At 21.0% G+C, this 26,248-nt stretch carries 42 protein-coding genes and 1 tRNA gene; 3 read left to right on the top strand and 40 right to left on the bottom strand.

Features of this window, described 5'->3' with window-relative positions:
• Window positions 1-57: 57 nt before the first annotated feature.
• The 38 genes from RJK19_RS01675 to aroK form a co-directional block, all read right to left on the bottom strand.
• Window positions 58-1,041 (bottom strand): DNA-directed RNA polymerase subunit alpha, encoded by a 984-nt coding sequence (locus tag RJK19_RS01675; protein ID WP_343183969.1) that lies wholly within the window; start codon window positions 1,039-1,041, stop codon window positions 58-60.
• Between the two features lie 30 nt (window positions 1,042-1,071).
• Entirely contained in the window at window positions 1,072-1,692 is a 621-nt protein-coding gene (gene rpsD / locus RJK19_RS01680; RefSeq protein ID WP_343183970.1) for a 30S ribosomal protein S4, read from the bottom strand.
• Window positions 1,693-1,713: 21 nt separating this feature from the next.
• Window positions 1,714-2,103, bottom strand: coding sequence for a 30S ribosomal protein S11 (gene rpsK, locus RJK19_RS01685; protein WP_343183971.1), 390 nt, complete (start codon window positions 2,101-2,103; stop codon window positions 1,714-1,716).
• Between the two features lie 27 nt (window positions 2,104-2,130).
• Entirely contained in the window at window positions 2,131-2,487 is a 357-nt protein-coding gene (rpsM, locus tag RJK19_RS01690; RefSeq protein ID WP_343183972.1) for a 30S ribosomal protein S13, read from the bottom strand.
• Window positions 2,488-2,529: 42 nt separating this feature from the next.
• Entirely contained in the window at window positions 2,530-2,646 is a 117-nt protein-coding gene (gene rpmJ, locus RJK19_RS01695) for a 50S ribosomal protein L36 (RefSeq protein ID WP_343183973.1), read from the bottom strand.
• 15 nt (window positions 2,647-2,661) lie between these two features.
• On the bottom strand, window positions 2,662-4,014 hold the full coding sequence (secY, locus tag RJK19_RS01700; protein WP_343183974.1) for a preprotein translocase subunit SecY: 1,353 nt from the start codon (window positions 4,012-4,014) through the stop codon (window positions 2,662-2,664).
• 17 nt (window positions 4,015-4,031) lie between these two features.
• Window positions 4,032-4,469, bottom strand: coding sequence for a 50S ribosomal protein L15 (gene rplO / locus RJK19_RS01705; RefSeq protein WP_343183975.1), 438 nt, complete (start codon window positions 4,467-4,469; stop codon window positions 4,032-4,034).
• A 4-nt stretch (window positions 4,470-4,473) separates the two neighbouring features.
• On the bottom strand, window positions 4,474-4,659 hold the full coding sequence (gene rpmD / locus RJK19_RS01710; protein ID WP_343183976.1) for a 50S ribosomal protein L30: 186 nt from the start codon (window positions 4,657-4,659) through the stop codon (window positions 4,474-4,476).
• Window positions 4,660-4,663: 4 nt separating this feature from the next.
• Complete coding sequence (gene rpsE / locus RJK19_RS01715; protein ID WP_343183977.1) at window positions 4,664-5,173, bottom strand: 30S ribosomal protein S5; 510 nt, start codon at window positions 5,171-5,173, stop codon at window positions 4,664-4,666.
• A gap of 11 nt (window positions 5,174-5,184) precedes the next feature.
• Window positions 5,185-5,544: a 50S ribosomal protein L18 gene (rplR, locus tag RJK19_RS01720; RefSeq protein WP_343183978.1), complete on the bottom strand. Its 360-nt coding sequence runs from the start codon at window positions 5,542-5,544 to the stop codon at window positions 5,185-5,187.
• Between the two features lies 1 nt (window position 5,545).
• On the bottom strand, window positions 5,546-6,079 hold the full coding sequence (rplF, locus tag RJK19_RS01725) for a 50S ribosomal protein L6 (RefSeq protein WP_343183979.1): 534 nt from the start codon (window positions 6,077-6,079) through the stop codon (window positions 5,546-5,548).
• Window positions 6,080-6,127: 48 nt separating this feature from the next.
• Complete coding sequence (gene rpsH, locus RJK19_RS01730) at window positions 6,128-6,508, bottom strand: 30S ribosomal protein S8 (RefSeq protein WP_343183980.1); 381 nt, start codon at window positions 6,506-6,508, stop codon at window positions 6,128-6,130.
• A gap of 41 nt (window positions 6,509-6,549) precedes the next feature.
• The gene (gene rpsN / locus RJK19_RS01735; protein ID WP_343183981.1) at window positions 6,550-6,855 is read right to left on the bottom strand and encodes a 30S ribosomal protein S14; all 306 of its coding nucleotides are present in this window, start codon (window positions 6,853-6,855) and stop codon (window positions 6,550-6,552) included.
• 16 nt (window positions 6,856-6,871) lie between these two features.
• On the bottom strand, window positions 6,872-7,411 hold the full coding sequence (gene rplE / locus RJK19_RS01740) for a 50S ribosomal protein L5 (protein WP_343183982.1): 540 nt from the start codon (window positions 7,409-7,411) through the stop codon (window positions 6,872-6,874).
• 43 nt (window positions 7,412-7,454) lie between these two features.
• Window positions 7,455-7,769 carry a 50S ribosomal protein L24 gene (gene rplX, locus RJK19_RS01745; protein WP_343183983.1) on the bottom strand — a complete coding sequence of 105 codons (315 nt, stop codon included), beginning with the start codon at window positions 7,767-7,769 and terminating at the stop codon, window positions 7,455-7,457.
• Window positions 7,770-7,783: 14 nt separating this feature from the next.
• Window positions 7,784-8,155: a 50S ribosomal protein L14 gene (gene rplN, locus RJK19_RS01750; protein ID WP_343183984.1), complete on the bottom strand. Its 372-nt coding sequence runs from the start codon at window positions 8,153-8,155 to the stop codon at window positions 7,784-7,786.
• 24 nt (window positions 8,156-8,179) lie between these two features.
• Window positions 8,180-8,428, bottom strand: a complete 249-nt coding sequence (gene rpsQ, locus RJK19_RS01755) for a 30S ribosomal protein S17 (protein WP_428994314.1) — start codon at window positions 8,426-8,428, stop codon at window positions 8,180-8,182.
• The gene (rpmC, locus tag RJK19_RS01760) at window positions 8,428-8,625 is read right to left on the bottom strand and encodes a 50S ribosomal protein L29 (protein ID WP_343183986.1); all 198 of its coding nucleotides are present in this window, start codon (window positions 8,623-8,625) and stop codon (window positions 8,428-8,430) included. Before rpmC ends, rpsQ begins: the two co-directional genes overlap by 1 nt.
• Window positions 8,619-9,032, bottom strand: a complete 414-nt coding sequence (gene rplP / locus RJK19_RS01765) for a 50S ribosomal protein L16 (protein ID WP_343183987.1) — start codon at window positions 9,030-9,032, stop codon at window positions 8,619-8,621. The genes rpmC and rplP overlap by 7 nt, the downstream gene beginning before the upstream one ends.
• Before the next feature lie 19 nt (window positions 9,033-9,051).
• Window positions 9,052-9,756: a 30S ribosomal protein S3 gene (rpsC, locus tag RJK19_RS01770; protein ID WP_343183988.1), complete on the bottom strand. Its 705-nt coding sequence runs from the start codon at window positions 9,754-9,756 to the stop codon at window positions 9,052-9,054.
• A 26-nt stretch (window positions 9,757-9,782) separates the two neighbouring features.
• Window positions 9,783-10,112: a 50S ribosomal protein L22 gene (rplV, locus tag RJK19_RS01775; protein WP_343183989.1), complete on the bottom strand. Its 330-nt coding sequence runs from the start codon at window positions 10,110-10,112 to the stop codon at window positions 9,783-9,785.
• Between the two features lie 20 nt (window positions 10,113-10,132).
• Entirely contained in the window at window positions 10,133-10,429 is a 297-nt protein-coding gene (rpsS, locus tag RJK19_RS01780) for a 30S ribosomal protein S19 (RefSeq protein WP_343183990.1), read from the bottom strand.
• 14 nt (window positions 10,430-10,443) lie between these two features.
• Window positions 10,444-11,262: a 50S ribosomal protein L2 gene (gene rplB / locus RJK19_RS01785; protein ID WP_343183991.1), complete on the bottom strand. Its 819-nt coding sequence runs from the start codon at window positions 11,260-11,262 to the stop codon at window positions 10,444-10,446.
• A 29-nt stretch (window positions 11,263-11,291) separates the two neighbouring features.
• Window positions 11,292-11,591, bottom strand: a complete 300-nt coding sequence (locus RJK19_RS01790) for a 50S ribosomal protein L23 (protein ID WP_343183992.1) — start codon at window positions 11,589-11,591, stop codon at window positions 11,292-11,294.
• Complete coding sequence (gene rplD / locus RJK19_RS01795) at window positions 11,581-12,195, bottom strand: 50S ribosomal protein L4 (RefSeq protein ID WP_343183993.1); 615 nt, start codon at window positions 12,193-12,195, stop codon at window positions 11,581-11,583. Before rplD ends, RJK19_RS01790 begins: the two co-directional genes overlap by 11 nt.
• A gap of 12 nt (window positions 12,196-12,207) precedes the next feature.
• Window positions 12,208-12,843 carry a 50S ribosomal protein L3 gene (gene rplC, locus RJK19_RS01800; RefSeq protein ID WP_343183994.1) on the bottom strand — a complete coding sequence of 212 codons (636 nt, stop codon included), beginning with the start codon at window positions 12,841-12,843 and terminating at the stop codon, window positions 12,208-12,210.
• 39 nt (window positions 12,844-12,882) lie between these two features.
• A complete protein-coding gene (rpsJ, locus tag RJK19_RS01805) occupies window positions 12,883-13,194 on the bottom strand; it encodes a 30S ribosomal protein S10 (protein WP_343154735.1) in 312 nt (103 codons plus the stop codon).
• A 200-nt stretch (window positions 13,195-13,394) separates the two neighbouring features.
• Entirely contained in the window at window positions 13,395-14,579 is a 1,185-nt protein-coding gene (gene tuf, locus RJK19_RS01810; protein WP_343183995.1) for an elongation factor Tu, read from the bottom strand.
• A gap of 63 nt (window positions 14,580-14,642) precedes the next feature.
• On the bottom strand, window positions 14,643-16,757 hold the full coding sequence (fusA, locus tag RJK19_RS01815) for an elongation factor G (protein ID WP_343183996.1): 2,115 nt from the start codon (window positions 16,755-16,757) through the stop codon (window positions 14,643-14,645).
• 90 nt (window positions 16,758-16,847) lie between these two features.
• Complete coding sequence (rpsG, locus tag RJK19_RS01820) at window positions 16,848-17,318, bottom strand: 30S ribosomal protein S7 (protein WP_343183997.1); 471 nt, start codon at window positions 17,316-17,318, stop codon at window positions 16,848-16,850.
• 44 nt (window positions 17,319-17,362) lie between these two features.
• Window positions 17,363-17,737 (bottom strand): 30S ribosomal protein S12, encoded by a 375-nt coding sequence (gene rpsL, locus RJK19_RS01825; protein ID WP_343183998.1) that lies wholly within the window; start codon window positions 17,735-17,737, stop codon window positions 17,363-17,365.
• Between the two features lie 84 nt (window positions 17,738-17,821).
• Window positions 17,822-18,109 carry a sulfurtransferase complex subunit TusB gene (gene tusB / locus RJK19_RS01830; RefSeq protein ID WP_343183999.1) on the bottom strand — a complete coding sequence of 96 codons (288 nt, stop codon included), beginning with the start codon at window positions 18,107-18,109 and terminating at the stop codon, window positions 17,822-17,824.
• Between the two features lie 16 nt (window positions 18,110-18,125).
• Window positions 18,126-18,485 carry a sulfurtransferase complex subunit TusC gene (gene tusC / locus RJK19_RS01835; RefSeq protein WP_343184000.1) on the bottom strand — a complete coding sequence of 120 codons (360 nt, stop codon included), beginning with the start codon at window positions 18,483-18,485 and terminating at the stop codon, window positions 18,126-18,128.
• Window positions 18,486-18,514: 29 nt separating this feature from the next.
• The gene (tusD, locus tag RJK19_RS01840) at window positions 18,515-18,901 is read right to left on the bottom strand and encodes a sulfurtransferase complex subunit TusD (RefSeq protein ID WP_343184001.1); all 387 of its coding nucleotides are present in this window, start codon (window positions 18,899-18,901) and stop codon (window positions 18,515-18,517) included.
• A gap of 294 nt (window positions 18,902-19,195) precedes the next feature.
• The gene (trpS, locus tag RJK19_RS01845) at window positions 19,196-20,206 is read right to left on the bottom strand and encodes a tryptophan--tRNA ligase (RefSeq protein ID WP_343184002.1); all 1,011 of its coding nucleotides are present in this window, start codon (window positions 20,204-20,206) and stop codon (window positions 19,196-19,198) included.
• Window positions 20,207-20,284: 78 nt separating this feature from the next.
• A complete protein-coding gene (gene rpe, locus RJK19_RS01850) occupies window positions 20,285-20,959 on the bottom strand; it encodes a ribulose-phosphate 3-epimerase (RefSeq protein WP_343184003.1) in 675 nt (224 codons plus the stop codon).
• Window positions 20,960-20,993: 34 nt separating this feature from the next.
• Window positions 20,994-22,082 (bottom strand): 3-dehydroquinate synthase, encoded by a 1,089-nt coding sequence (gene aroB, locus RJK19_RS01855; protein WP_343184004.1) that lies wholly within the window; start codon window positions 22,080-22,082, stop codon window positions 20,994-20,996.
• 35 nt (window positions 22,083-22,117) lie between these two features.
• A complete protein-coding gene (gene aroK, locus RJK19_RS01860) occupies window positions 22,118-22,651 on the bottom strand; it encodes a shikimate kinase AroK (RefSeq protein WP_343184005.1) in 534 nt (177 codons plus the stop codon).
• 285 nt (window positions 22,652-22,936) lie between these two features.
• Here aroK and RJK19_RS01865 point away from each other — a divergent pair.
• A tRNA-Ser gene (locus RJK19_RS01865) sits at window positions 22,937-23,024 on the top strand.
• 59 nt (window positions 23,025-23,083) lie between these two features.
• Here the strand turns inward: RJK19_RS01865 and RJK19_RS01870 are convergent.
• On the bottom strand, window positions 23,084-23,374 hold the full coding sequence (locus tag RJK19_RS01870) for a NifU family protein (protein WP_343184006.1): 291 nt from the start codon (window positions 23,372-23,374) through the stop codon (window positions 23,084-23,086).
• Window positions 23,375-23,736: 362 nt separating this feature from the next.
• Between RJK19_RS01870 and RJK19_RS01875 the strand changes: the two genes are divergently transcribed.
• Window positions 23,737-24,462, top strand: a complete 726-nt coding sequence (locus tag RJK19_RS01875) for a hypothetical protein (protein ID WP_343184007.1) — start codon at window positions 23,737-23,739, stop codon at window positions 24,460-24,462.
• A gap of 71 nt (window positions 24,463-24,533) precedes the next feature.
• Here the strand turns inward: RJK19_RS01875 and ssb are convergent, their stop codons facing one another.
• Window positions 24,534-25,058 carry a single-stranded DNA-binding protein gene (gene ssb, locus RJK19_RS01880; protein ID WP_343184008.1) on the bottom strand — a complete coding sequence of 175 codons (525 nt, stop codon included), beginning with the start codon at window positions 25,056-25,058 and terminating at the stop codon, window positions 24,534-24,536.
• A gap of 157 nt (window positions 25,059-25,215) precedes the next feature.
• Between ssb and dusA the strand changes: the two genes are divergently transcribed.
• Complete coding sequence (dusA, locus tag RJK19_RS01885) at window positions 25,216-26,220, top strand: tRNA dihydrouridine(20/20a) synthase DusA (protein WP_343184009.1); 1,005 nt, start codon at window positions 25,216-25,218, stop codon at window positions 26,218-26,220.
• Window positions 26,221-26,248 lie beyond the last annotated feature (28 nt).

The following is a 26,248-nucleotide window of genomic DNA, read 5'->3' on the forward strand; positions in this document are numbered from 1 at the left end:
AACTCTCCAAAAAAATATAAAAAAATTTTTAATATGTTAAAATATAATATAAAAATTTTATTCTAATAAATCTTTAGGAGGCCAATTTTTTAATTGAGTTCCCAAAAATAAATTTCTAGAAGAAAGAACATCTTTTATTTCGGTAAGAGATTTTTTACCTAAATTAGGCGTTTTTAATAATTCTACTTCTGTTTTTTGTATTAAATCACCTATATAATGTATAGATTCAGATTTTAAACAATTAGCTGATCTAACAGTTAATTCTAAATCATCTACAGGTCTTAACAAAGTAGGATCAAATTTTGGTTTTTCCTCCTTTATTTTATCCTTTTTAATATCTTTTAAATATATAAAAGATTCTAGTTGTTCATATAAAATTGTAGAAGCATATCTTATTGCACTTTCAGGATCAATTGTTCCATTTGTTTCTATTAATATTATTAATTTATCTAAATCAGTTCTTTGCTTTACTCTAGCTGATTCTACATTATAAGATATATGATTAATAGGACTATACCAAGCATCTAATAAAAGTCTTCCTAAAGAAGAATCTTTATTATCGATTCTAGAAGAAGCTGGAGAATATCCAATTCCTTTTTCTACTTTCATTCTCATTTTTATTGATGAATTATTAGAAGTCAAACTACAAATAAAATGATTTAATTTTATTATTTCTATATCTCCATCATGAGAAATATCAGAAGAAATAACATTACATTCTCCATATTTTTCTATAGTCATAAATGAAGAATTTTTACTATGCATTTTTACTGGAAGTTCTTTTAAATTTAATAATATATTTATTATATCTTCTTTAACACCATCTTTTGTACTATATTCATGTAATATTCCTTCTATAAAAACTTCTGTAATAGCACATCCAGGAATAGAAGATAACAATATTCTTCTTAAAGAATTTCCTAAAGTGTGACCAAATCCTCTTTCCAATGGTTCCAAAGTAACTTCAGACTTATTTAAAGAAATTTTTTTTATATTAACTAATTTTGGTTTTAATAGTGTAGAGATAAAACTATGATACATAATACCTCCATTATTAAATTAAAACAAATATTATTTAGAATAAAATTCAACTATTAGATGTTCATTTATATCAGAAGATAAATCATTTCTTTCTGGTATTTGTTTAAAAATTCCAATCATATCAGAAATATTAACATCTAACCATAAAAATTTTTCATATTGTTTAGAAATTTCTAATGATGCTTTTATTCTAGATTGATTTTTAGCACTTTTTTTTATTTCTATTATATCATTAATGTTTACTTGATATGATGGAATATTAACTATTCTTTTATTAACTAAAATTGTTTTATGACTTACTAATTGTCTAGATTCAGATCTAGTACTACCAAATCCCATTCTATATACTATATTATCTAATCTTCTTTCTAATAATTTCAATAAATTTTCTCCAGTATTTCCTTTTATTTTAGATGCTTTTTTATAATAATTTCTAAATTGCTTTTCTAAAATTCCATATAATCTTTTAACTTTTTGTTTTTCCCTAAATTGTAAACCATAATCTGAAATTCTATTTTTCTTTATGCCATGTTGACCTGGAAAACTAGAAATTTTACATTTAGTATCTATAGATCTTAAACCTGATTTTAAAAATAAGTCAGTTCCTTCTCTTCTACTTAATTTTAACTTAGGTCCTAAATATTTTGCCATTTTTTTTTCCTAATAATAAATTTATACTCTTCTTTTTTTTGGAGGTCTACATCCATTATGAGGTATTGGAGTTACATCAATAATATTAATTATTTTAAATCCTGCAGCATTAAAAGCTCTAATTGCTGATTCTCTGCCAGGACCTGGACCTTTTACCATTATTTCTAAATTTTTCATATTATAAGATTTTACTGATTCAGCACATTTTTCAGCTGCAACCTGAGCTGCAAATGGAGTAGATTTTCTAGATCCTCTAAAACCAGAACCACCAGACGTAGCCCAACCTAATGTATTTCCTTTTTTATCTGTTATAGTTACAATAGTATTGTTAAAAGAAGCATGAATATGAGCTACTCCATCAGTAATATATTTTTTAATTTTTTTTTTAGATTTTGTTAAAACTTTTTTCATTTTATTACTCTTTTTTTAATTAAAAAATTATTTTTTTAATATTTTTCTAGGACCTTTTCTAGTTCTAGCATTTGTTTTAGTTCTTTGACCTCTTACAGGAAGACCTTTTCTATGTCTTAACCCCCTGTAACAACCTAAATCCATTAATCTTTTTATACATAATTTATTTTTTCTTCTTAAATCACCTTCTACAATAAATTTAGATACTTTTTCTCTTAATAAATCTAATATTTTCTCGTCTAGAGAACCTATTTTTGAAAAAAAAGATATATTTAAATCTTTACAAATATAATTAGCTCTAGATTTTCCAATACCATATATCATACTTAAAGCTATATTCACATGTTTATTATTTTCTATATTAATACCTTGAATACGAATCATATTTTATAAAATTCCTAATTTTAAAAATTTTTTAAAAAAAAATTAACCTTGTCTTTGCTTATGTTTTTTATCATTTTTACAAGTTACAACAATTACATTATTTCTTTTTACTATTTTACACAATTTACACATTTTTTTTACTGAAGTTCTAACTTTCATATCAAAACCTTTATTTTAAAAAAAATTATTTTCAATTTTATTATTAGAATTTTTGAAATTTTTATAATACATGTTAGAAACAATAATATTTTGTATTTGACTTATACAATCTATAATTACTACTATTACTATTAATAAAGAAGTTCCACCAAAATATAAATTAGAATTTAAAAAATATTTTACAAATTCCGGAACCATACAAACAAAAGAAATATACAAAGATCCTATAAAAGTTAATTTTGTAACAATTTTCTTTATATATTCAGAAGTTTTATTACCAGGTCTAATTCCTCTTATAAAAGCTCCAGATTTTTTTAAATTTTCTGATGTATCCTTAGAATTAAAAGTTAAATTAGTATAAAAAAAACAAAAAAATATTATTAAAACAATATAACTAAATGTATAAAAAAAACTATTTGGTTGTAAAAATTTTAAAAAATTTATCAATAAATTATTTTTATAAAAACTTATTATCCAAGAAAAAATTGTATAAGGTAATAAAACTATACTAGATGCAAATATAGCTGGTATTACTCCTACTATATTTACTTTCAGAGGTAAATGACTATTGTTAGTAATATATGACATTTTTCTCTGATTAATATTAGCATATTGAACATTTATTTTATAATAACTTCTTTCTATAAAAGTAATAAAAAAAATTACAGAAAATATAAAAATAATTAAAAATAAAAATAAAAAATAATTAATATTTTCTAATCTAAATTTTTCTATAACATTTATAATAGAATGTGGAATACCAGATATTATTCCTAAAAATATTATTATAGACATTCCATTTCCTATACCATATTTAGTAATAAGTTCTCCAATCCATATTAAAAACATAGTACCTGTTACTAGACTAAAAGAACATAAAATATAAAAACATATTCCTGAATTAATAACCAAATCTTTAAAAATATATATATTAGATAAACTTATAGATATACAAATAGACTGAACAATAGCTAAAATAAAAGAAAGATATTTTGTATATCTATTAATTTGTATTTTTCCAATTTCTCCATTTTTTTTCATATTTTTAAATTTTGAATTTATTAAAGTAAGAAGTTGAATAATTATAGATGAAGATATATATGGCATTATACCTAAAGAAAATATAGATGCTTTACTAATAGATCCACCAGAAAATACATTTAACATATCTAATAAATTTCCACTATTTTGATATAATATTTTAGATAAAACTGTAATATTAATTCCTGGAATTGGTATTAAAGATCCTATTCTAAAAATAATAACTGATATTATTAAAAATAAAATTCTATTTTTCAGTTCATTTTTATTTATATAAAAATTTTTATTAGAAAATTTATTAATTGTACTATTTAATTTATTTGCCATAATATATATTATATTACCTATTTTATTTTACCACCAAACTTTTTTATTATAACAGACAATTTTTTTGTAGTTTTTAATCCTTTTAATATAATTTTTTTATTTATATTTCCAGTTCCTATAAATTTTACATATTTTACATTTTTTTTAATAATGCTATTAGTTTTCAATAAATTTAAATTTATTAAATCATATTTTTTTAATAAATCATTTATTTTGCTAAATTTTAATTCTTTAGTAAAAATATTTTTTTTAGAAGTAAAACCAAATTTAGGAGATCTTTTATACAAAGGCGTTTGACCGCCTTCAAAACCTATTCTTATTGAAGATCCTTTTCTAGATTTTTGACCTTTATGACCTCTTCCAGATGTTTTACCTAAACCAGAACCTATTCCTCTTCCACATCTTTTTTTTCTTTTTGATCTTTCTTCATATAATGCTATATTTTTAAGTAACATAAAATTATAATTCCTCTATTTTTAACATATAACTTATTTTATTTATCATACCAGAAATAGAAAGATTATTGTCTAAATTTTTAAAACTTCCTATTTTTTTTAAACCTAATGCTAACAAAGTTAATTTATGTTTAGGCAATATACCTATTGAACTTTTTATTTGAGTTATTTTAAATCTTTTAAAATTCATATTTTTAATTATTTCCAAAAAAAAATTTTATTGTTTTATTTCTCTTTTTTGAAACAATATTAGGAGATTGCATGTTTTTTAAACCATTTATAGTAGCTCTAACTACATTTATTGGATTAGTAGATCCATAAGTTTTAGCTAATACATTAAATACTCCAGATACTTCAAAAACAGCACGCATTGCTCCTCCAGCAATTATACCTGTACCATCAGAAGCAGGTTTCATAAAAATAGTAGATCCTGTAAAAGTTTCTTTAATAGAATATTGTAAAGTATTTTTATTTAAAAAAAAAGTTATCATATTTTTTCTAGCTTTTTCCATAGCTTTTTGTATGGCAGAAGGAACTTCTTTAGATTTTCCATATCCAAAACCAACTTTACCATTTTTATTTCCTACTACAGTTAAAGCAGTAAAAGAAAAAACTCTTCCACCTTTAACAGTTTTTGAAACTCTATTAACTGAAATCAATTTTTCTTGAAATTCATTATTTTTTTTATTATCTATATTTTTCATAAAAAATATTCCTAAAATTTTAGACCATATTTTCTAGCAGATTCAGCTAATTCTTTAATTCTTCCATGATATTTAAATCCAGAACGATCAAATGATACTCTATCTATTCCATTTTTTAAAGATCTTAAAGCTATTTTTTTACCAATTAATTTAGCTGATTTTTTATTACCAGGATAACAAATATTTTTTTTAATATTTTTTTCTAATGTAGAAGCAGAAACTACTACAAAATTGTTTGAAGAAATTATCTGAGCATAAATATTACGAGAACTTCTATGAACTACTAACCTTATACTTTTTAATTTTTTAAATTTCTCTCTATATTTTAAAAATCTTCTAATTCTAGCATCTTTTTTTTTTAACACACTCATTTTACTTCTTTTTAGCCTCTTTTCTTCTTATTATTTCATTTTCATAATGAATACCTTTTCCTTTATAAGGTTCAGGAGTTCTATATGATCTTAAATTAGCTGCAGTTTGAAAAACCAACTGTTTATTTATTCCACTAAGAATAATTTTATTTGTAGAATTACAACTAGCAAAAACACCATTAGGTAATTTATATTCTATTACATGAGAATATCCTAAATTTAAATTTATTACATTTTCATTTATATAAGCTTTATATCCAACTCCAGATAATATTAATATTTTAAAAAATTTATTTTTAACTCCATATATCATAGAAAAAACTAAAGATCTATAAGTTCCAGCATACATCCATGATTTATTAAAATTATCATCACAATTAAAAGTTAACAAATTTTTTTTATATTTTATATATACACAATCATTAATTTTCAATTTTAATTTACCATATATACCATGTACATATATTCTATTTTTTTTTATAACTATATTAACATCATTAGGAACTAAAATAGGACTTTTTGCTATTCTAGACATATAAAAACTCCATATATTTTTATATAAAAATTAATTAATTTAATAAAATTAATAAACATTACATAATATTTCACCACCAATTCCTAATTTTCTAGCTTCAAAATCAGTTAAAACTCCTCTAGAAGTAGATATTATAGAAATTCCCAATCCATAAATAACCTTATATACATCTCTTTTATTTTTATATACTCTAAGACTAGGCTTACTTACTTTTTCTATATGTTCTATTACAGGTTTTCCATTATAATATTTTAAAAATATTTTTATTTTATAATTAATCAAAAAATTTTTTATATATCCTTCTCTTTTTAAAACTTCTAAAATAGAAACTTTAAATTTGGAAAATTTTACAATTACATATATCTTTTTAGAAAATTGACCATTTCTTATTCTAGTTAACATATCACTGATAGAATCTTGCATACTCATTTTTAAAAATTATCCTATAATGTTTATAAAAAAAATTAATTTTACCAACTTGATTTTTTTAAACCTGGAATTTCTCCATTCATTGCAGCTTCTCTAAATTTTATTCTACTTAATCCAAATTTTCTTAAAAATGCATGAGGTCTTCCTGTTATATAACATCTATTTCTAATTCTACAAAGACTAGAATCTCTAGGTAATTTTTGTAATTTAAATATAGCTTTCATTTTTTCACTATCAGAAGTTTTTAAATCGAATATAATTTTTTTTAAATTCTGTCTTACATTATAAAATTTTTTACTTAACTTTTTTCTTTTTATTTCTCTAGCTTTTATAGATTCTTTTGCCATATTTTTTCTCTATATGTTATTTCTTAAATGGAAAATTTAAAGATTTTAATAATTTTAATGAACAATAATCATTGTTAGTATTAGTAGTTATCGTAATGTTTAAACCTCTAGTTTTATCTATCTTTTCATAATTTATTTCAGGAAAAATAATTTGCTCTTTTATACCTATACTATAATTTCCTCTACCATCAAAAGATTTTTTATTAAAACCTCTAAAATCCCTAATTCTTGGAACAACTATATATATAAACCTATTTATAAAATCCCACATTCTATTTCTTCTCAATGTAACTTTACATCCTACAGGATGACCTTGTCTTATTTTAAATCCAGATATAGATTTTTTTGCATTAGTTACTATTGGTTTTTGTCCTGAAATCATAGTAATATCAGAAATTATATTAATTAAATTTTTTTTTTTATAATTACAACTACCATCTCCAATATTTAAAGTAATTTTTTCAATTTTAGGAACTTGCATAACAGACGTAAGATTTAACTTTTTCATTAAATAATTGATTATCTTTTTTTTATAAAGAACTCTTAATTCTAACACTATTAATCTCCATAATTTTTATATATATTTTATTAAAATTATTTTAATCTATAATTTTATTGTTAGATTTAAAAAAACGAAATTTTTTCCCATCTTTAAATTTAAATCCTACTCTATCAGATTTTCCTGTAAATTTGTTAAAAATCTTTAAATTAGAAACTTGTATATAAGATTCTTTTTCTATTATTCCTCCAGGTTCATTTTTTTCTGGAATAGATTTTTTATGTTTTTTTACAATATTTATTCCGGAAACAATTACTTTATTTTTAGAAATAAATTTTTTTACTATACCTCTTTTACCTTTGCATTTTCCTGATATTACTACTACTTCATCATTTCTCCTAATCTTTTTAGACATATATTTTTTCACCTTTAAATTACTTCTGAAGCTAAAGAAACAATTTTCATGAATTTTTCTGTTCTTAATTCTCTAGTAACTGGACCAAAAATTCTACTTCCTACAATTGTTTCATTGGCATTGTTTAATAATACACAAGAATTTCTATCAAATCTAATATAAGAACCATCTAATCTAGAAATTCCTTTTTTTGTTCTTATAACAACTGCTTTTAAAACTTCACCCTTTTTAACTTTACCATTAGAAGAAGATTCTTGAACAGCAACTTTTATTATATCTCCAATATTTGCATATCTTCTTTTTGAACCACCTAATACTTTTATACAAAGAACTAACTTTGCTCCAGAATTATCTGCAACATTCAAAATTGTTTGTTCTTGAATCATTTTATTATAACCTTTATTTTTTAATTATTTACTGTTTCTTATAATTTTTATTAATTTCCAAAACTTATGTTTAGATATTGGTTTACATTGAGAAATTTCTATTAAATCTCCAATTGAACATTCATTTTTTTCATCATGAATTTTAATTTTAGTATGTCTTTTAATAAATTTTCCATAAATTTTATGTTTTACAAAACGTTCTATTAAAACTACACAAGTTTTATTCATTTTATTACTTATAACTAATCCTTTTAAAGTTTTTATATTATTAATCACTTTTTTTTAACCTTATTTAATCCAATTAAAAATTTTAATTTTGAAATTTTTTTTTTACAAAATTTTAATAAATGAGTTTTTTTTAATTTTCCTGAAAACAATTGTATTTTTAAATTAAACTCTTCTTTTAAACACAACAACAATTTATTATTAAGATCTTTATCAATTTCATTATTATATTTTTTTATTACCATATTATACCTTTTTTTATAAAAATTGTTTTTACTGATAATTTAGCAGAAGCTAATAAAAAAGCTTTTCTAGAAATTTTTTCTGTAACTCCATCTACTTCATATAAAACTTTTCCAGGTTTAACTAAAAAAACCCAATATTCCACATTTCCTTTTCCTTTTCCCATTCTAACTTCCAATGGTTTTTTAGTAATAGGTTTATCAGGAAATATTCTTATCCACATTTTACCATCTTTTTTAATTAATCTACTTATTACTTTTCTAGCCGATTCTATTTGTCTTGAAGTAATTCTTCCTCTAGTAATAGATTTAATACCAAATTTACCAAAACAAATATTGCTTCCTATAGAAGTACCTCTATTTTTACCTTTATGCATTTTTCTAAATTTAGTGCGTTTAGGTTGTAACATAATCTTTATATTACTCCTTTTATCTAATTCTTCTTCTTCTAAAATTTTTTTTAAATTTAATAGTTGGTTTTTCTAATTTTAACATAACATCCATTTTTCCTAAAATTTCTCCTTTAAATATCCAAACTTTAATTCCAATTATTCCATATGTAGTATTTGCTTCAGAAAAACTATATTCAATATTTGCTCTTAAAGTATGCAGTGGAACTCTACCTTCTCTATACCACTCTCTTCTTGCTATTTCAGCACCTCCTAATCTTCCACTAATTTCTATTTTTATTCCTTTTGCACCTTGTCTCATAGCATTTTGAACAGATCTTTTCATAACTCTTCTAAACATAATTCTTTTTTCAAGTTGTAAACTTATATTGTTAGCAATTAATTTAGCATCTAATTCAGGTTTTTTAATTTCAGATATATTTATCTGAACTGGTATTTTAATTAAATTAAATATTTTTAATTTAATTTTTTCTATATCTTCTCCTTTTTTTCCAATTACTATTCCAGGTCTTGAAGTAAATATAGTTATTTTAATACTTTTAGAAAGTCTTTCAATAACAACTTTAGATATAGAAGCTTTAGTTAATTTTTTAAATATAAATTTTCTAACTTCAAAATCATTTTGTAAATTTTTAGAAAAATTTTTTTTATTTGCAAACCAAATAGAATTCCAATGTTTTATTATTCCCAATCTCATACCATTTGGATTAACTTTTTGACCCATATTTTAACCTTTTTATTTTTTTAAACTTAATAAGAAACTACTATTTTTATATGACTAGTTCTTTTTAATATTCTATCAGCTCTTCCTTTAGCTCTTGGCATCATTCTTTTCATAACAGGTCCGTTATCTACATTTATTCTAACTATTTTAAGTTTATCTACATCCAGACCATAATTATGTTCAGCATTTGCAATTGCTGAATATAAAACTTTAATTATTAAATTAGAAGCTTTCTTCCTATTAAATTTTAATATTTCTATAGCTAAAGAAACATTTTTTCCTAATATAAGATTAGAAACTAATCTAATTTTTTGAGAAGAAGAATTAGCTTTTTTATGTATAGCATATACTTCCATTTTTTTTACTCCAAAAAAAATTATTTAGATTTTTCAGAAACATTTTTTTTTATTTTTTTATCTATATTATGACCTCTATAAGTTCTAGTTATAGAAAATTCTCCTAATTTATGACCAACCATTTCTTCAGTAATAAAAATTGGTATATGATTTCTACCATTATGAACTGAAATGGTTAAACCTATCATATTAGGAAATATAGTAGATCTTCTTGACCATGTTTTTATTGGTTTTCTATCTTTTAATTTCAAAGCCTTTTCAACTTTTTTAAATAAACTTCTATCTATAAAAGGACCTTTTCTGACTGATCTAGGCATATTATCATCCTTTATTATTTTCTTCTATGTACAATAAATTTTTGAGTTCTTTTATTATTTCTAGTTTTTTTTCCTTTAGTTTGTTTACCCCATGGACTAACAGGATGTTTACCAAAATTTTTTCCTTCACCACCTCCATGAGGATGATCTACTGGATTCATAGCTGTACCTCTTACAGTAGGTCTTATTCCTAGCCATCTTTTACATCCAGCTTTACCAAATTTTCTTAACATATGTTTTATATTACCAACTTCTCCTATAGTAGCTCTACAATTTAAATGTATTTTTCTAATTTCACCTGAACATAATCTTATTAATGCATAATTTTTTTCTTTTGATATAAGTTGAGAATGACTTCCAGCAGATCTAGATATTTGAGCTCCTTTTCCTGGTTTAATTTCTATATTATGTATATATTCTCCAGAAGGAATATTTTTTATACATAAACAATTTCCAGACTTAATTTCTACTTTTTTTCCTGAAATTACAATATCACCTATTTTAATATTTTTTGGTTCTAAAATATAACTTTTAGTACCATCTTTATATACAATTAAAGCTATATTTGAAGATCTATTAGGATCATATTCAATTCTTTTTACAACAGCTGGTATATTATCTTTATTTCTTTTAAAATCTATATATCTATATTTTTTTTTATGTCCTCTTCCAATATGTCTTGTAGTTATTCTTCCTAAATTATTTCTACCACCGGTTTTTACAATTTTTTTTAATAAAGATTTTAAAGGTTTTTTTTTATATAAATTATAATTTTTTATTTTTATTAAATGTCTTCTACCAGGAGATGTAGGTTTTACTTTCTTTATTATCATATAAAATTTTCCATTTTTTTTAAAAATATTTAAAAATTAAAACTATCACCTTTTTTTAAAGTTATATATACTTTTTTCCAATCTTTTTTAAATCCATATTTATTAGAATTTCCTTTTCTATTATTTTTTTTTTTACCTTTTACAATTAAAGTATTAATTTTTAATACGTTTACTTTAAAAATTTTTTCTAACATATTTTTTATTTCTTTTTTGTTAGCATTTTTTAAAACTTTTATTATAAAACTATTTTTTTTTTCAGAAATTATAGAAGATTTTTCAGAAATATGAATTCCTCTAAAAATTTTTAAATTTCGTTCTTTAAATTTCATGTAAACTTTTCTCTATTTCTTTTAATGTTTTAAAATTAGTAACTATTACATCATAAGATAATAATATTAATGGATTAATAAATCTATGTTCTATTAGAAAAACTCCTTTTATATTTCTAGATGATAAAAATATATTTCTATCAAAATTACTTAATATGATTAATATCTTATTAAAATTTATAAATTTTAATTTTTCAACTAATAACTTAGTTTTTGGATAATTTATACTTAATTCTTTAAAAACTATTAATTTATTTTTTCTTATTAATTCAGAAAAAATACTTTTTATAGCTCCTTTATACATTTTTTTATTAACTTTTTTAAAATTATTTCTATATTTATATGCAAAAGTTACACCTCCTGATCTCCATATAGGGCTCCTTATTGACCCTACTCTAGCTCTACCAGTTCCTTTTTGTTTCCATGGTTTTTTTCCAGAACCTGATACTTCAGCTTTAGATTTTTGAGATTTTGTACCTTTTTTACTAATAGAAATATATGATGATAATACTTGATGTATTAATTTTATATTAAAAGATCTATTAAATATAGAATTTGACAAATTAATAAAATCATTATTGCTGTCTTTTAAAAATAATTTCATATAAAAAATTATTTACCTCTTAATTTTTATAGATGGTCTTATAATAACATTACTATTAGAAAATCCAGGTATAGTTCCTTTTACAAATAAAAAATTTTTTTTATTATTTATACGAACTATACTTAAATTTTGTATAGTAATTCTTTTATTTCCTAAATGACCAGACATTTTTTTTCCTTTAAAAACTCTTCCAGGAGTTTGATTTTGACCTATAGATCCAGGAGCTCTATGTGATAAAGAATTACCATGACTATTATCTTGAGATTTGAAGTTCCATCTTTTTATAGTACCAGAAAACCCTTTACCTTTAGAAAATCCTGTTATATCTACTTTTTTAACATTTTTTAAAATATTTATATTTAATATTTGACCTGAAAAAAAATTATTTTTTTCTTTTACTCTAAATTCCCATAATCCTCTTCCCGGAGAAACATTATATTTAATAAAATGACCAGATTTAGGTTTATTTATACTATTTTTATTTTTTGTTCCTGTAGTAACTTGTATAGCAGAATATTTATCATTCTTTAAATTTTTTACTTGAACTACTACATTTTTAGTAACTTCTATTATAGTAACTGGAATTAAATTTCCTTCTTTAGAAAAAATCATAGAAGACCCTATTTTTTTACCTACTAATCCAACCATATAAAATCACCTATAATAAAATTATTTTTATTTTTAATATTAATCTAAAACTATTTGTACATCTACTCCTGCAGCTAAATCTAATCTCATTAGAGCATCAACAGTTTTTTCTGTTGGTTCTACAATATCTATTAATCTTTTATGAGTACATATTTCATACTGATCTCTAGCATCTTTATTTACATGAGGAGATATTAATATAGTAAATTTTTCTTTTCTAGTAGGTAATGGTATAGGACCTCTAACTTGAGCTCCAGTTCTCTTAGCTGTATCTACAATTTCTTCAGTAGATTGATCTATTAATCTATGATCAAAAGCTTTTAACCTTATTCTAATTCTTTGATTATTCATAATATACTATATATTCTCCACAAATAAATTTTTTATATAATTAAATAATAATTTATAATAAAAAATTATTATTAAAAATAATAAAAAATAAAAAATTTTATATAAAGACAAATTGTATCAAATATAAATTCTAAAAACTAGCATAAAAATATTTATATAGAAAAAGAGGTATAGTAAAATTCCTCTTTTTCTAAAAATTTTTATTCAATAATTTTTGAAACTATACCAGCTCCAACAGTTTTACCACCTTCTCTTATAGCAAATCTCAATCCTTCTGTCATAGCTATTGGATGTATTAAAGTAACATTTAATTCTACGTTGTCTCCAGGCATAACCATTTCCATAGAATCAGGCAATTCTATTAATCCTGTTACATCAGTAGTTCTAAAATAAAATTGAGGTCTATATCCTTTAAAAAAAGCAGTATGTCTACCACCTTCTTCTTTAGAAAGTACATAAACTTTAGAACTAAATTTTTTATGAGGAGTTATAGAACCAGGTTTTGATAAAACTTGACCTCTTTCTATATCATCTCTTTTTGTACCTCTTAGTAAAACACCTACATTTTCACCCGCTCTTCCTTCATCTAATAATTTTCTAAACATTTCAACACCAGTACATATAGTTTTATGAGTAGGCTTTATGCCAACTATTTCTACTTCTTCTCCAACTTTTATAATTCCTTTTTCTACTCTACCAGTAACTACTGTACCTCTTCCAGATATGGAAAACACATCTTCTATAGGCAATAAAAATGGTTCATTTATTTCTCTTTTAGGATCAGGAATATATGTATCTAATAAATTAGATAATTCTATAATTTTATCTTCCCACTTTTTGTCCCCTTCTATAGCTTTTAAAGCTGATCCTCTTATTATAGGAGTTTTTTCTCCAGGAAAATCATATTCTGTAAGAAGATCTCTAACTTCCATTTCCACTAATTCTAGTAATTCTTCATCTTCTACCATATCACATTTATTAAGAAACACTACAATATAAGGAACACCGACTTGTCTACCTAAAAGTATATGTTCTCTTGTTTGAGGCATAGGTCCATCAGTTGCTGCAACTACTAATATAGCACCATCCATTTGAGCAGCACCTGTTATCATATTTTTTATATAATCAGCATGACCAGGACAATCAACATGAGCATAATGTCTTTTTAAAGTATCATATTCAACATGAGAAGTATTTATAGTAATTCCTCTAGATTTTTCTTCTGGAGCATTATCTATTTGTTCAAATGTTCTAGCTGAACCTCCATATTTTTTAGATAAAACTGTTGTTATAGCTGAAGTTAAAGTTGTCTTACCATGATCCACATGACCTATTGTTCCAACATTTATATGTGGCTTTATACGATCAAATTTTTCTTTAGACATTTTTTATACTCTAGTTTCATTGATATGTTAAAATTTCATTCTATATAAATATAAAAAATATTATTATTTTTTATTTTCTAGAATATTATAAGTTATATTATCAGGTATTTCTGAATATTTTAAAAATTCCATAGAATACATAGCCCTACCTTGAGTTTTTGATCTTAAATCAGTAGCATATCCAAACATTTCTGATAATGGAACTTTGGAAACAATTATTTTATTATTAAAATTATTATCTAAACTTTCTACATTTCCTCTTCTTCTATTTAGATCTCCAATAACATCACCCATATATTCTTCAGGAGTATCTATTTCTACTTTCATTATAGGTTCCAATAAAATTGGTTTTGCCATTTTGAAAGCATTTTTAAAAGCTATTGAAGCAGCAAATTTAAATGCAAGTTCTGAAGAATCAACATCATGATAAGAACCAAAATGTAATCTAACACCTATATTAACTACTGGATATCCAGCTAAAGGTCCTGAACTTAATTGTTCTTGTATTCCCTTGTCTATAGCAGAAATATATTCAGAAGGTATTACTCCTCCTTTTATATTGTTTATAAACTTGTAGTTTTCTTTATTAACTTCAATAGGAAATATATCTATTACAACATGACCATATTGACCTCTACCTCCAGATTGTTTTATATATTTTCCTTCTACATTATTAATTTTATTCTTTATAGTTTCCCTATATGAAACTCTAGGTTTTCCTACATTAGCACATACACCAAATTCTCTTTTCATTCTATCTACGATTATTTCTAAGTGCAATTCTCCCATGCCAGAAATTATAGTCTGATTAGATTCATGATCTATATGAACTTTAAAAGAAGGATCTTCTTTAGCTAATCTTGCTAAAGCAATTCCCATTTTTTCTTGATCTGATTTAGTTATTGGTTCTATAGCTATAGAAATTACTGGTTCCGGGAATTCTATTTTTTCTAAAATTATTTTTTTTTTAGGATCGCATAGAGTATCTCCTGTAGTAACATTCTTTAATCCTATAGCTGCAGCTATATCTCCTGATCTAACTTCTTTTATTTCTTCTCTTTTATTAGCATGCATTTGAACTATTCTTCCAAATCTTTCTTTTTGAGATTTTGTAGAATTTAATACAGTATCTCCAGATCTTATTATTCCTGAATATACTCTAAAAAATGTTAAACTTCCTACAAAAGGATCAGTAGAAATTTTGAAAGCTAATGCAGAAAAATATTCATTGTTATCATATTTTTTTACTTTATAATTATCTTTTTTAGAATAATTTTTTGAAATATTATATTTATTAAAATATACATCTTTAGGAGAAGGTAAAAAATCTACTATTGAATCTAATAATGATTGAACACCTTTATTTTTAAAAGAAGAACCACAAGTAACTACTAATATTTCATTTTTTAATGATCTTTTTCTTAAACCTTTTTTTAATTCTTCTTCAGAAAATTCTTTTCCGGATAAATATATTTCCATAAATTTATCATTAGATTCAGCTACAGTTTCAACTAAATGTTTCCTCCATATATTAGAAATATTTATTAAATCTTTTGGAATAGAAGAATGCTTAAAAGTAATTCCTTTATCAATATCATTCCATATTATAGATTTCATTTTTATTAAATCAATTACTCCAATAAAATTGTCTTCTGATCCTATTGGTAATTGTATAGGCACAGTAATTATATTAAACCTATTTTTAATTTGATTAATTACATTAAAAAAATTAGCTCCAATTCTATCCATCTTATTTATAAAAGCAATTCTAGGAACTTTATATTTATTAGATTGTTTCCATACAGTTTCTGACTGAGGTTGAACCCCTCCTACAGCACAATATATCATTACTACACCATCCAATACTCTCATAGATCTTTCTACTTCTATTGTAAAATCAACATGACCTGGAGTATCAATAATATTTATTCTATGAGAATCATATTGTTTATACATTCCTGACCAAAAAGTAGTTGTAGCTGCTGATGTAATAGTAATTCCCCTTTCTTGTTCTTGCTCCATCCAATCCATTGTTGCGTCTCCATCATGTACTTCACCTATTTTATGATTAATTCCAGTATAAAATAGAATTCTTTCTGTAGTAGTAGTTTTACCAGCATCTATATGAGCACTTATTCCTATGTTTCTATAATTTAATATATTAATTTTTCTAGACATATTTTTTATAATCTTATTATATTTTCAAAATATAAAAATATATTTTAACAAAATTGTTTATGAAATAAAAAATTGATAAAAATAAAATTTTTACCATCTATAATGAGCAAATGCTTTATTTGATTCAGCCATTCTATGAACTTCTTCTTTTTTTTTTATAGCATCACCTTTTTTATTAATAGCATCATAAAGTTCATTAAAAAGTCTTAAACACATAGATTTGTCTTTTCTCTTTCTAGCTGCAGATATTATCCATTTCATTGCTAATGTATTTCTTCTTAAAGGTCTAACTTCTACTGGAACTTGATAAGTAGATCCTCCTACTCTTCTAGATTTTACTTCTACCACAGGTTTTACATTTTTTAATGCTAATTTAAAAGATTCTAATTCATCTAATTTAGTTTTTTTAGATAAAAATTCTAATGCTTTATAAACAATGTTTTGAGCTATAGATTTTTTTCCATTCATCATAACTATATTTATAAATTTAGATATAGTTTCTGAAATAAATTTAGTATCAGGTAAAATATTTCTATTTTCAACAATTCTTCTTCTAGGCATATTAATATCCACAATTTCTAATTTGTAAAAAAATATTTATTATATTAAGATTTTATTTTTTTTGTACCATATTTTGATCTACTTTTTTTTCTATCTTTTACTCCAGAACAATCTAAAGATCCTCTAACAACATGATATCTAACACCTGGTAAATCTTTTACTCTACCACCTCTAATTAAAATGACTGAATGCTCTTGTAAATTATGACCTTCACCTCCTATATAAGCTGTAACTTCAAAACCATTTGTAAGTTTTACTCTGCATACTTTTCTTAAAGCAGAATTAGGCTTTTTTGGAGTTGTTGTATATACTTTTGTACATACTCCTCTTTTTTGAGGACATTTTTCTAAAGCAGGAACATTACTTTTACAAAACTTTCTTTTTCTCGGATTTCTAACTAATTGATTTATAGTAGTCATAAAACACTTTTTCTCTCTATTTTAAAATATATATAAAAAAACATTTTTATTAAATTTTTAATAAATTATTAAAAAAATAAAATATTACCATTTTATTTGAGATTTATTTTTCACAGTTAAATCAACAAAATCAAAATAATTTACTATAGAAAAATTTTTAGAAACATATTTTAAAATACCTCTAGCTTCTAAATCTTCTTCTAAAACATATAAATTTTTAGATAAATTAATAATTTTTTTTAAAAATATATTGTTTTTTACAGAAATTATTACTCCATCTTGAATAGCAATAATATCATCTCTTTTTCTTATTAATCCAAAAAATATATTAGAATCAATATAAAAAGGAGAATTTATTAATACATGTAACATAATAATTTAGCCTATTTTAACAGTTAATAACTGCTTCAAATAAATTTAATTTATTTTTAAATAGTTTTCTACTTAAAATAAATGAATTTATAAAAAATTTTTTTTCGAATAATATTCCTCTTTCTTTTAAAGAATTTTTACATAAATAAAAATTAGAAATGTCACATAATTCAAATATAGAAAAAGACTTAGAAAAATTATTAGCAAAAATTTTTTTTGGATTCTGATTTTTTAATATTTGGAAAATACCATCTCCAACAAAAAAAAATGCTATTTCTTCAAAATAAAAAGACGTTGATAAAGATAAATCTAATAAATCTTGGCATTTACTACTTCCATAAGGGGATTTAGAAAATAAAAAGGCTATTTTTTTCATATATATTAACAAAAAATTATAAAACAATTTTAAAATTGCACTATTCTTTCAGAAGAAAGAATATCCTTAGCTAATTCGGAAAAACTAGAAATTTTAAAAGATAAATCCATATTTTCAAAATTTATTCCTTTTTGAATAGCAAAATCTTTATTAAATATTCCTCTTCTTAAAGAAGATCCTATACATATTTTAAGATTTATATTAAATTTATTAGATAATTTTTTCCAACATTTAAGTAAATTAATTTTATTATGATTAGAAAAGTTCATAATATTAGAATTATATACTCCATCTGAATAAAAAAATATACTTTTTATTTTATGTTTTTTTATAATTAAGTTTTTAGAAAATAAAAAAGAACTAATAGAATTCTGTGTTCCATAACAAGGACCTGTAACTAATATAGTATATTTCATAATATTAAAAATACAAAAATTTATTATATAATTTTATAATATATAAAATTGTTAATAATAAAAATTTTAAGATATATTTTATAAAAAAACATATTTATATTAATATAAAAATATTATAATTATATTAATTTGTTAATATAGCATTATAAAAATAAAAAAAATATTTAAAAATATAAAATACAAAAATAAAAAATTTTATATATTTTATATTTAATAAATATATATATTTTTTTTAATAAAATATTTAATTTTTAAAATTATTAATAAAATAAAAATATAAAATTATATAAAAAATTAATTATATAAAAACAATTTTTCTTCTACATTTTTTAATGTTTTTTCTGATTCTATATAAGCTTTTTTAGCTCCAATTTTAGATATTTTTAATAAATAATTTTCATTTTTTCTAAAATAAAAATATTTTTTTTGTAAACTATACAATTTTTTATAAATTATATTAGATAATATTTTTTTAAAATCATAATAATTATAATTATTAAAAATTCTTTCTGATTCTGCAATAGTATTATTACTTAATATAGAAAAAATATTTAATAAATTAGATATTCCAGGTTTTTTCTTTAAATTATATAATATTTTAGCAGGATTATCAGAATCTGTAGAAGCAAATTGTATTTTTTTATAAATTTCTATTTTATTATCTAACAAAAAAATACTATTTTTATTGTTTTTATCAGATTTAGACATTTTTTTTCTAGGATCTTGTAATGACATTATTTTAGAACCTTGTTCAAAAAATATATTTTTAGGAATAGTAAAAACATTTCCATACAAATTATTAAATCTATTAGCTACTACTTTAGTAAGTTCCAAATGTTGTTTTTGATCATTTCCTATAAACACAAAATCACTATTATATAATAATATATCTGACATCATCAAAACTGGATAATTAAATAAACCTATATTTATATTTGTATGATTTTTAGATTTATTTTTAAATTGTGTCATTCTTGATAATTCTCCAAAATAAGAAAAACAATTTAATATCCAGTTCATTTTACAATGTGTATTTATATGAGATTGAACAAAAATTATACTTTTGTCAGGATTAATACCGCAAGCTAAATAAAAAGCTAATGTATCTAATGTATTTTCTTTAATATTATTTTTTTTATTTAAATTAGTTAAAGAATGTAAATCAGCAACACAAAAAATACATTTATACTTTTTTTGCATATGTTTCCAATGTTTTAAAACTCCTAAATAATTTGCTAATGTTAAAAATCCTGTAGGTTGAATTGCACTAAACATTTTTTTTTTTAATTTATTTTTTTTTTTCATAAAATGTTTTATAAATAAAAGTTAATTTTAAAAAATAAAATTTTTTTTAATATTATTAATAAATATAATATAAAAATTTTAAATAAAATATTTATCTATAATTTCTCTAATTTCAGAAATAATATTTTTATAACTTCTAGAACAAAAAATTTCAGAACCTATAACAAATGAATTAGCTCCAGCTTTTAATAAATCTGATATGTTATCTTTTTTAATTCCACCATCTACTTCTAATATTATATTAAGATTATTTTTATCTATTAAATTTCTAACTTTTTCAATTTTTTTCAATACATAAGTTAAAAATTTTTGTTTTCCAAATCCAGGATTTACAGACATTATTAAAATTAAATCTAATCTATTTATAGTATATTCTAAACAATTTAATGAAGTAGAAGGATTTATAGCTAATCCAGCTTTACAACCAAAACTTTTTATTAAAGATATAGTTTTATCTATATGAATAGAAGATTCAGGATGAAAAGTTATAAATTTAACTTTTTCTTTTGCAAAAACAGGTATTAAAGTATCTACTGTATTTGTCATTAAATGAACATCTGTATCAAATTTTATTCCACTTTTTTTTAAAGATTTTAAAACTACAGGACCAAACGTTAAATTAGGTACATAATTATTATCCATAACATCAAAATGAATTAGATCAGCACCATATTTAATAACATTTTTAATTTCATCACCTAAATTAGAAAAATTAGCTGATAAAATAGAAGGAACAATAAAAAATTTTTTCATAAAATTTATATTAAAATGTTTATATAAAAAAAAATTAATTTATAAAGTTTTTATTAATTACTTTTATTAAAATATTAGTATCTACATTATCTAATAAAACACATCTTCCTATTTTCTCTGGAATTATTAGTCTAACTTTTTTATTACAAATATTTTTTTTATCTCTTAACATATATTTTAAATAATCTTTAGAATACATATTTTTTGGACCTATAGTAGGAAGACCTATTAATTTAAATAAATTAATTATTTCATTTACTTCTGAAGAAGAAATTTTTCCTAAAACATTAGAAAATATAGAAGACATAACAATACCTGAAGAAACAGATTCACCATGTGACCATTTATATTTTGTAAAAGACTCTATAGCATGACCAAAAGTATGTCCTAAATTTAACAACATTCTAGAATTTTTTTCTTTTTCATCTTCAGAAATTATTTTTATTTTAAACTCACAAGATTTTTTAATACATTTTAACAAAAAATTTTTTTTCATAAACAATATATTATTTAAATTATTTTTAATCCAATAAAAAAAATTTTTGTCAAATAAAATTGAATATTTTATTATTTCTGAAAAACCAGAAATAATTTCTTTTTTAGGTAAAGTTCTTAAAAACATTAAATCAATTATTACAATTTCTGGATGATAAAAAGTACCAATAACATTCTTAGAAAGATGATTATTAACTCCAGTTTTTCCACCTATAGAAGCATCTACTTGAGATAGTAAAGTAGTAGGTATATTTATATATTTAATTCCTCTTTTATAAATAGAAGAAACAAATCCTGTAATATCTCCAATAACACCACCACCAAATGAAATTAATGTAATATTTCTTCCACAATTTAATTTAATAAGTTTTTCTATAATTAATTGTACAGAATCAAATGTTTTATATATTTCTCCATCTTGTAATATTATTTTTTTATTAATAATTCCTAATCTTTTAAAATTATTTATAACATTATTTTTATAAATTTTATATATAGTTGTATTAGTTATTAAAACAGAATTTTTAAAAATTTTTAATTTAGAAACTAAATCTTTATTATTAATAATATTATAACCTATATTTACATAATATTTTTTTTTATTTAATGATATTTTTAAAGTTTCCAAAGTATTATATCCTAATTTTTAAATATAAAAATATATTATAAAAAATTATTTGATTTAAATTTTTTAAAAATATATAACGCTATTGATTTAGCACTTTTGTTATCTGTATCTACTATTAAATCAGATATATTTTTATATAAATGATTTCTTTTCTTAGCTAAATTTTCTAAAATAAAACGATTAGATATATTCTTTTTATTCAATAATGGTCTATTTTTATCTCTTTTAGTCCTAATAAGTTGTTTATCTATAGTAGTTTTTAAATAAACTACAGTTCCTCTAGAAGATAATATATTTCTAATATTATCAGAAACTATAGAACCACCTCCAGTAGCTAAAACTATACCTATTTTTTTAGTTAATTCATCTATAATTTTATTTTCTCTTATTCTAAATCCTTTTTCTCCTTCTACATCAAAAACCCAAGCTATATCTGCTCCAGTTCTTTTTTCAATTTCCTTATCTGAATCATAAAAGTCCATATTTAATTTTTGCGCTAATTGCTTACCTATAGTACTTTTACCAGCCCCCATAGGGCCAACTAAAAAAATATTTCTCTTTTCTAACATAATTTTATTTTATAAAAATACAAATTAATTTAATAATAATAATATAAAAAAATCAAAAATACTAATTAATATAGTTAGCAAAATAAATATTATTAAAAAACAATAGAATAATTTTAATTATATTATAATTATTAAAATTAAACTATTTTTTTTTAAAAAAAAAATAAAAATATTATAAATAATATATTATTAAATTATAAAATATTTTATTAAATTAAAAAATAATAAAATAAATAAAGTAAAACTTTTATTTATATAAATATTATATTATAATATGAATATTTTGGTGAGATGCCTGAGAGGCTTAAAGGGCACGCCTGGAAAGCGTGTATGCAAAATTTTTGCATCAAGGGTTCGAATCCCTTTCTCACCTAAATTTTATATAAATATTTTTATATAAATAAAATTTAAATTTTTATTATGCAAAAAAAATTAATAATATGAATGCTTTCCACGAATATGTTCTGTAATATCTTTTACACCTTTTATATCTGTAAATTTTTTTAACAATTGTTTAGAAATAAAATTTTTTAATGTTAGATTTGACATAGAACATCCATTACAACTTCCTAAAAATTTTAAAAAAACATATTTTTTTTTATCAATTTTTATAAATGTTATACTTCCTCCATGAATGGATAAATTAGGATTTATTTCATTATTTATCCAAAATTTTATTTTTTCTTCTAAATTAAAATTTTTATAATCTTTTTTTGAACACATATTAGGTACATTTAAAACTAAATTAAAAGAAGTATTTTTTTCTTTTAATTCAATATTAGAATTTTTTAAATAAATATAATCATTTTTATTTACATATACAGAAAATCCATCAAAATTAAAAACTAAATCATTTTTTGTAATATTTTTAATATTACAATATACTATTCCAAATTTAACTTTATATGTTCCTAAATTTTTAGCAAATATTCTAATTTGTGTATTTTTTTTTTTGACAATAATTTTTTTAAATATATTTCAGCACTTTTAAAAATAGTAATCATACAAATTTCCAATACATTTTTTTTTAATATCATTATAATATAACATATAAAAATTTCTTAATAACTGATTTTAAAAAAAAAATGAAAAAAAATAAAAAAAAAAATATTATATTAGTATATGGATGGGGAATAACAAAAAAAATATGGCAAAATCTTATAAAACATTTAAAAAAAAAATATAATATATTTATTTTAGAAATATGTAAATTTTTAGAAAAAAATAATCTTAACAAAAAAAAATTTAATTATATAGTTGATTTTATGTATAACAATTTTGATAAAAATTCTATATGGATAGGATGGTCAATAGGTGGTTTATTTACAATGAAAATAGGATTAAACAATTATAATAAAAATTCTAAAATTATAACAATATGTTCTTCTCCGTGCTTTTTAAAAAAAAAATCTTGGGAAGGAATAAAAAAAAATAAAATTTCAAACATTTTTAAAAATTTATTAAAAAACTATAATAAAACAATAAAAAATTTTTTTATAAAAAGTTCATATAATAAAGAATATATAAAAAAAATATTTATAAATCAAAAAATACCAAAAAAAAATAGTATAAAAAAATGTTTTAACATAATGATAAAAACAGATATTAAAAATTTAATAAAAAATTCTAAATCTAAAATATTTAGAATATATGGAGAATTTGATAATATAGTTCCTAAAAAAATATGTAAAAATATTTATATAAAAAAAAATAATGAATATTTTATAATAAAAAAATCAGGTCATATACCATTTTTAACTCATACAAAACAATTATCAAAAATAATACATTATATTTTAAAAAAAAAATAAATTATTTTGTTTAAAAACTAGAATGTTTTAATTATAAATTCTAATTTCTAAACAAATTATACATAAAAATATTAAAAAGGAATTTCATCATCAAATTCTGAATCACTACTTTCATTTAACAAAATATCTTTTTTAGAATAACCTTCATCTTCTTTTATATTATCTTTTTTTAAAATTTTTTGTTTATTAGAATCTATATTTTTAGAATTGGATTTTTCTTTTTTTGAAATATTAGTAGAATTATTGTTTCTAGTACCTAACATTTGCATAGTTCCTCCTATATTTACAACAACTTCAGTAGTATATCTATCTATATTATTTTGATCTTGCCATTTTCTAGTTTGTAAAGAACCTTCTATATAAACTTGAGATCCTTTTCTTAGATATTCTCTTGCTATTTCAGCTAACTTATTAAACAGAACAATTCTATGCCATTCTGTTTTTTCTCTTATCTCTCCAGTATTTTTATCTTTCCATGTTTCAGAAGTTGCAATGTTCATATTAGCTACTGCTATTCCATTAGTCATATATCTTACTTCAGGATCTTGACCTAAATGACCTATTAATATTACCTTATTTATTCCCCTACTAGCCATAAAATCCTCTAAATAAATTAAAAAGTTAAAAATTTTATATATTTTTAATTTTAGTTTTAAAATTTTATTTAAAAAAAATAACATAAATGATAATATAAAAAAATATTTTTATTTTAAAAATATATAAGATTTTTAAATTAATATTATACTATAAAAAATGATTAAAAAAAAAAATAATATTTATAGATTTTGTGTAGCACCAATGTTTGGATATACTGATAAATACTGTAGAAAAATATATAGAATAATTAGTAAAAAAACTATATTATTTACAGAAATGATATCTACAAATGATATATTAAAAAAAAATTCTAAAAAATTCATATATAATAAAAAAAAAGAAAATCCTGTAGTAATACAAATATCCGGATCAAATGAAAATGAAATATCTAAATGTGCTGAAATTTCTTATAAAAAAAATTATAAATATATAAATTTAAATATAGGATGTCCTTCAATAAAAGCTCAAAAAGGAAATTTTGGAGCAATATTAATGAAACAACCAGAAATTATAATAAACTCAATAAATAATATATCAAATAATACTCCAATAGAAACTAGTATAAAATCTAGAATAGGAATAAATAAAAAAGATGATTATAAATTTTTAAAAGAATTTATATATAATATATCTACTAAAAGCACATGTAAAACATTTATTTTACATGCTAGAAAAGCAATATTAAAAAACATAAGTACAAAAAAAAACTTAAAAATACCAAAAATAAACTATAATTTTGTTTATAAAATAAAAAAAGATTTTCCAAATCTTAAAATAATAATAAATGGAGAAATAAAAAATATAAAAGAATCTTTAATTCATTTAAAATATACTGATGGTGTTATGTTAGGAAGAAGTATATATAAAGAACCTATGATTTTAAAATCAGTTGATAAAAAAATATATAATAAAAAAAAAAAAAAATCAAAAAAAATTTTATATAAAATATTTAAATATATTAATAAAAAAGTTTCAGAAAAAGTTCCTATGTATAAAATTACTAGACATATTACAAATATTTTTAAAAATAAACCATATTCTCATATATGGAAAAGAATGATATTATCAAAAAAAAATCAAAAAAAAAATATTAAAACAATTTTTAAAAACTATAAAAATTTTGTAAAAATACTAATTAATAAAAATTTAAAAAAAAAATAAAAAATTTATATAATATGTACATAACATA

This window comes from Buchnera aphidicola (Ceratovacuna keduensis), from assembly GCF_039372665.1.
GTDB lineage: Bacteria > Pseudomonadota > Gammaproteobacteria > Enterobacterales > Enterobacteriaceae > Buchnera_G > Buchnera_G aphidicola_D.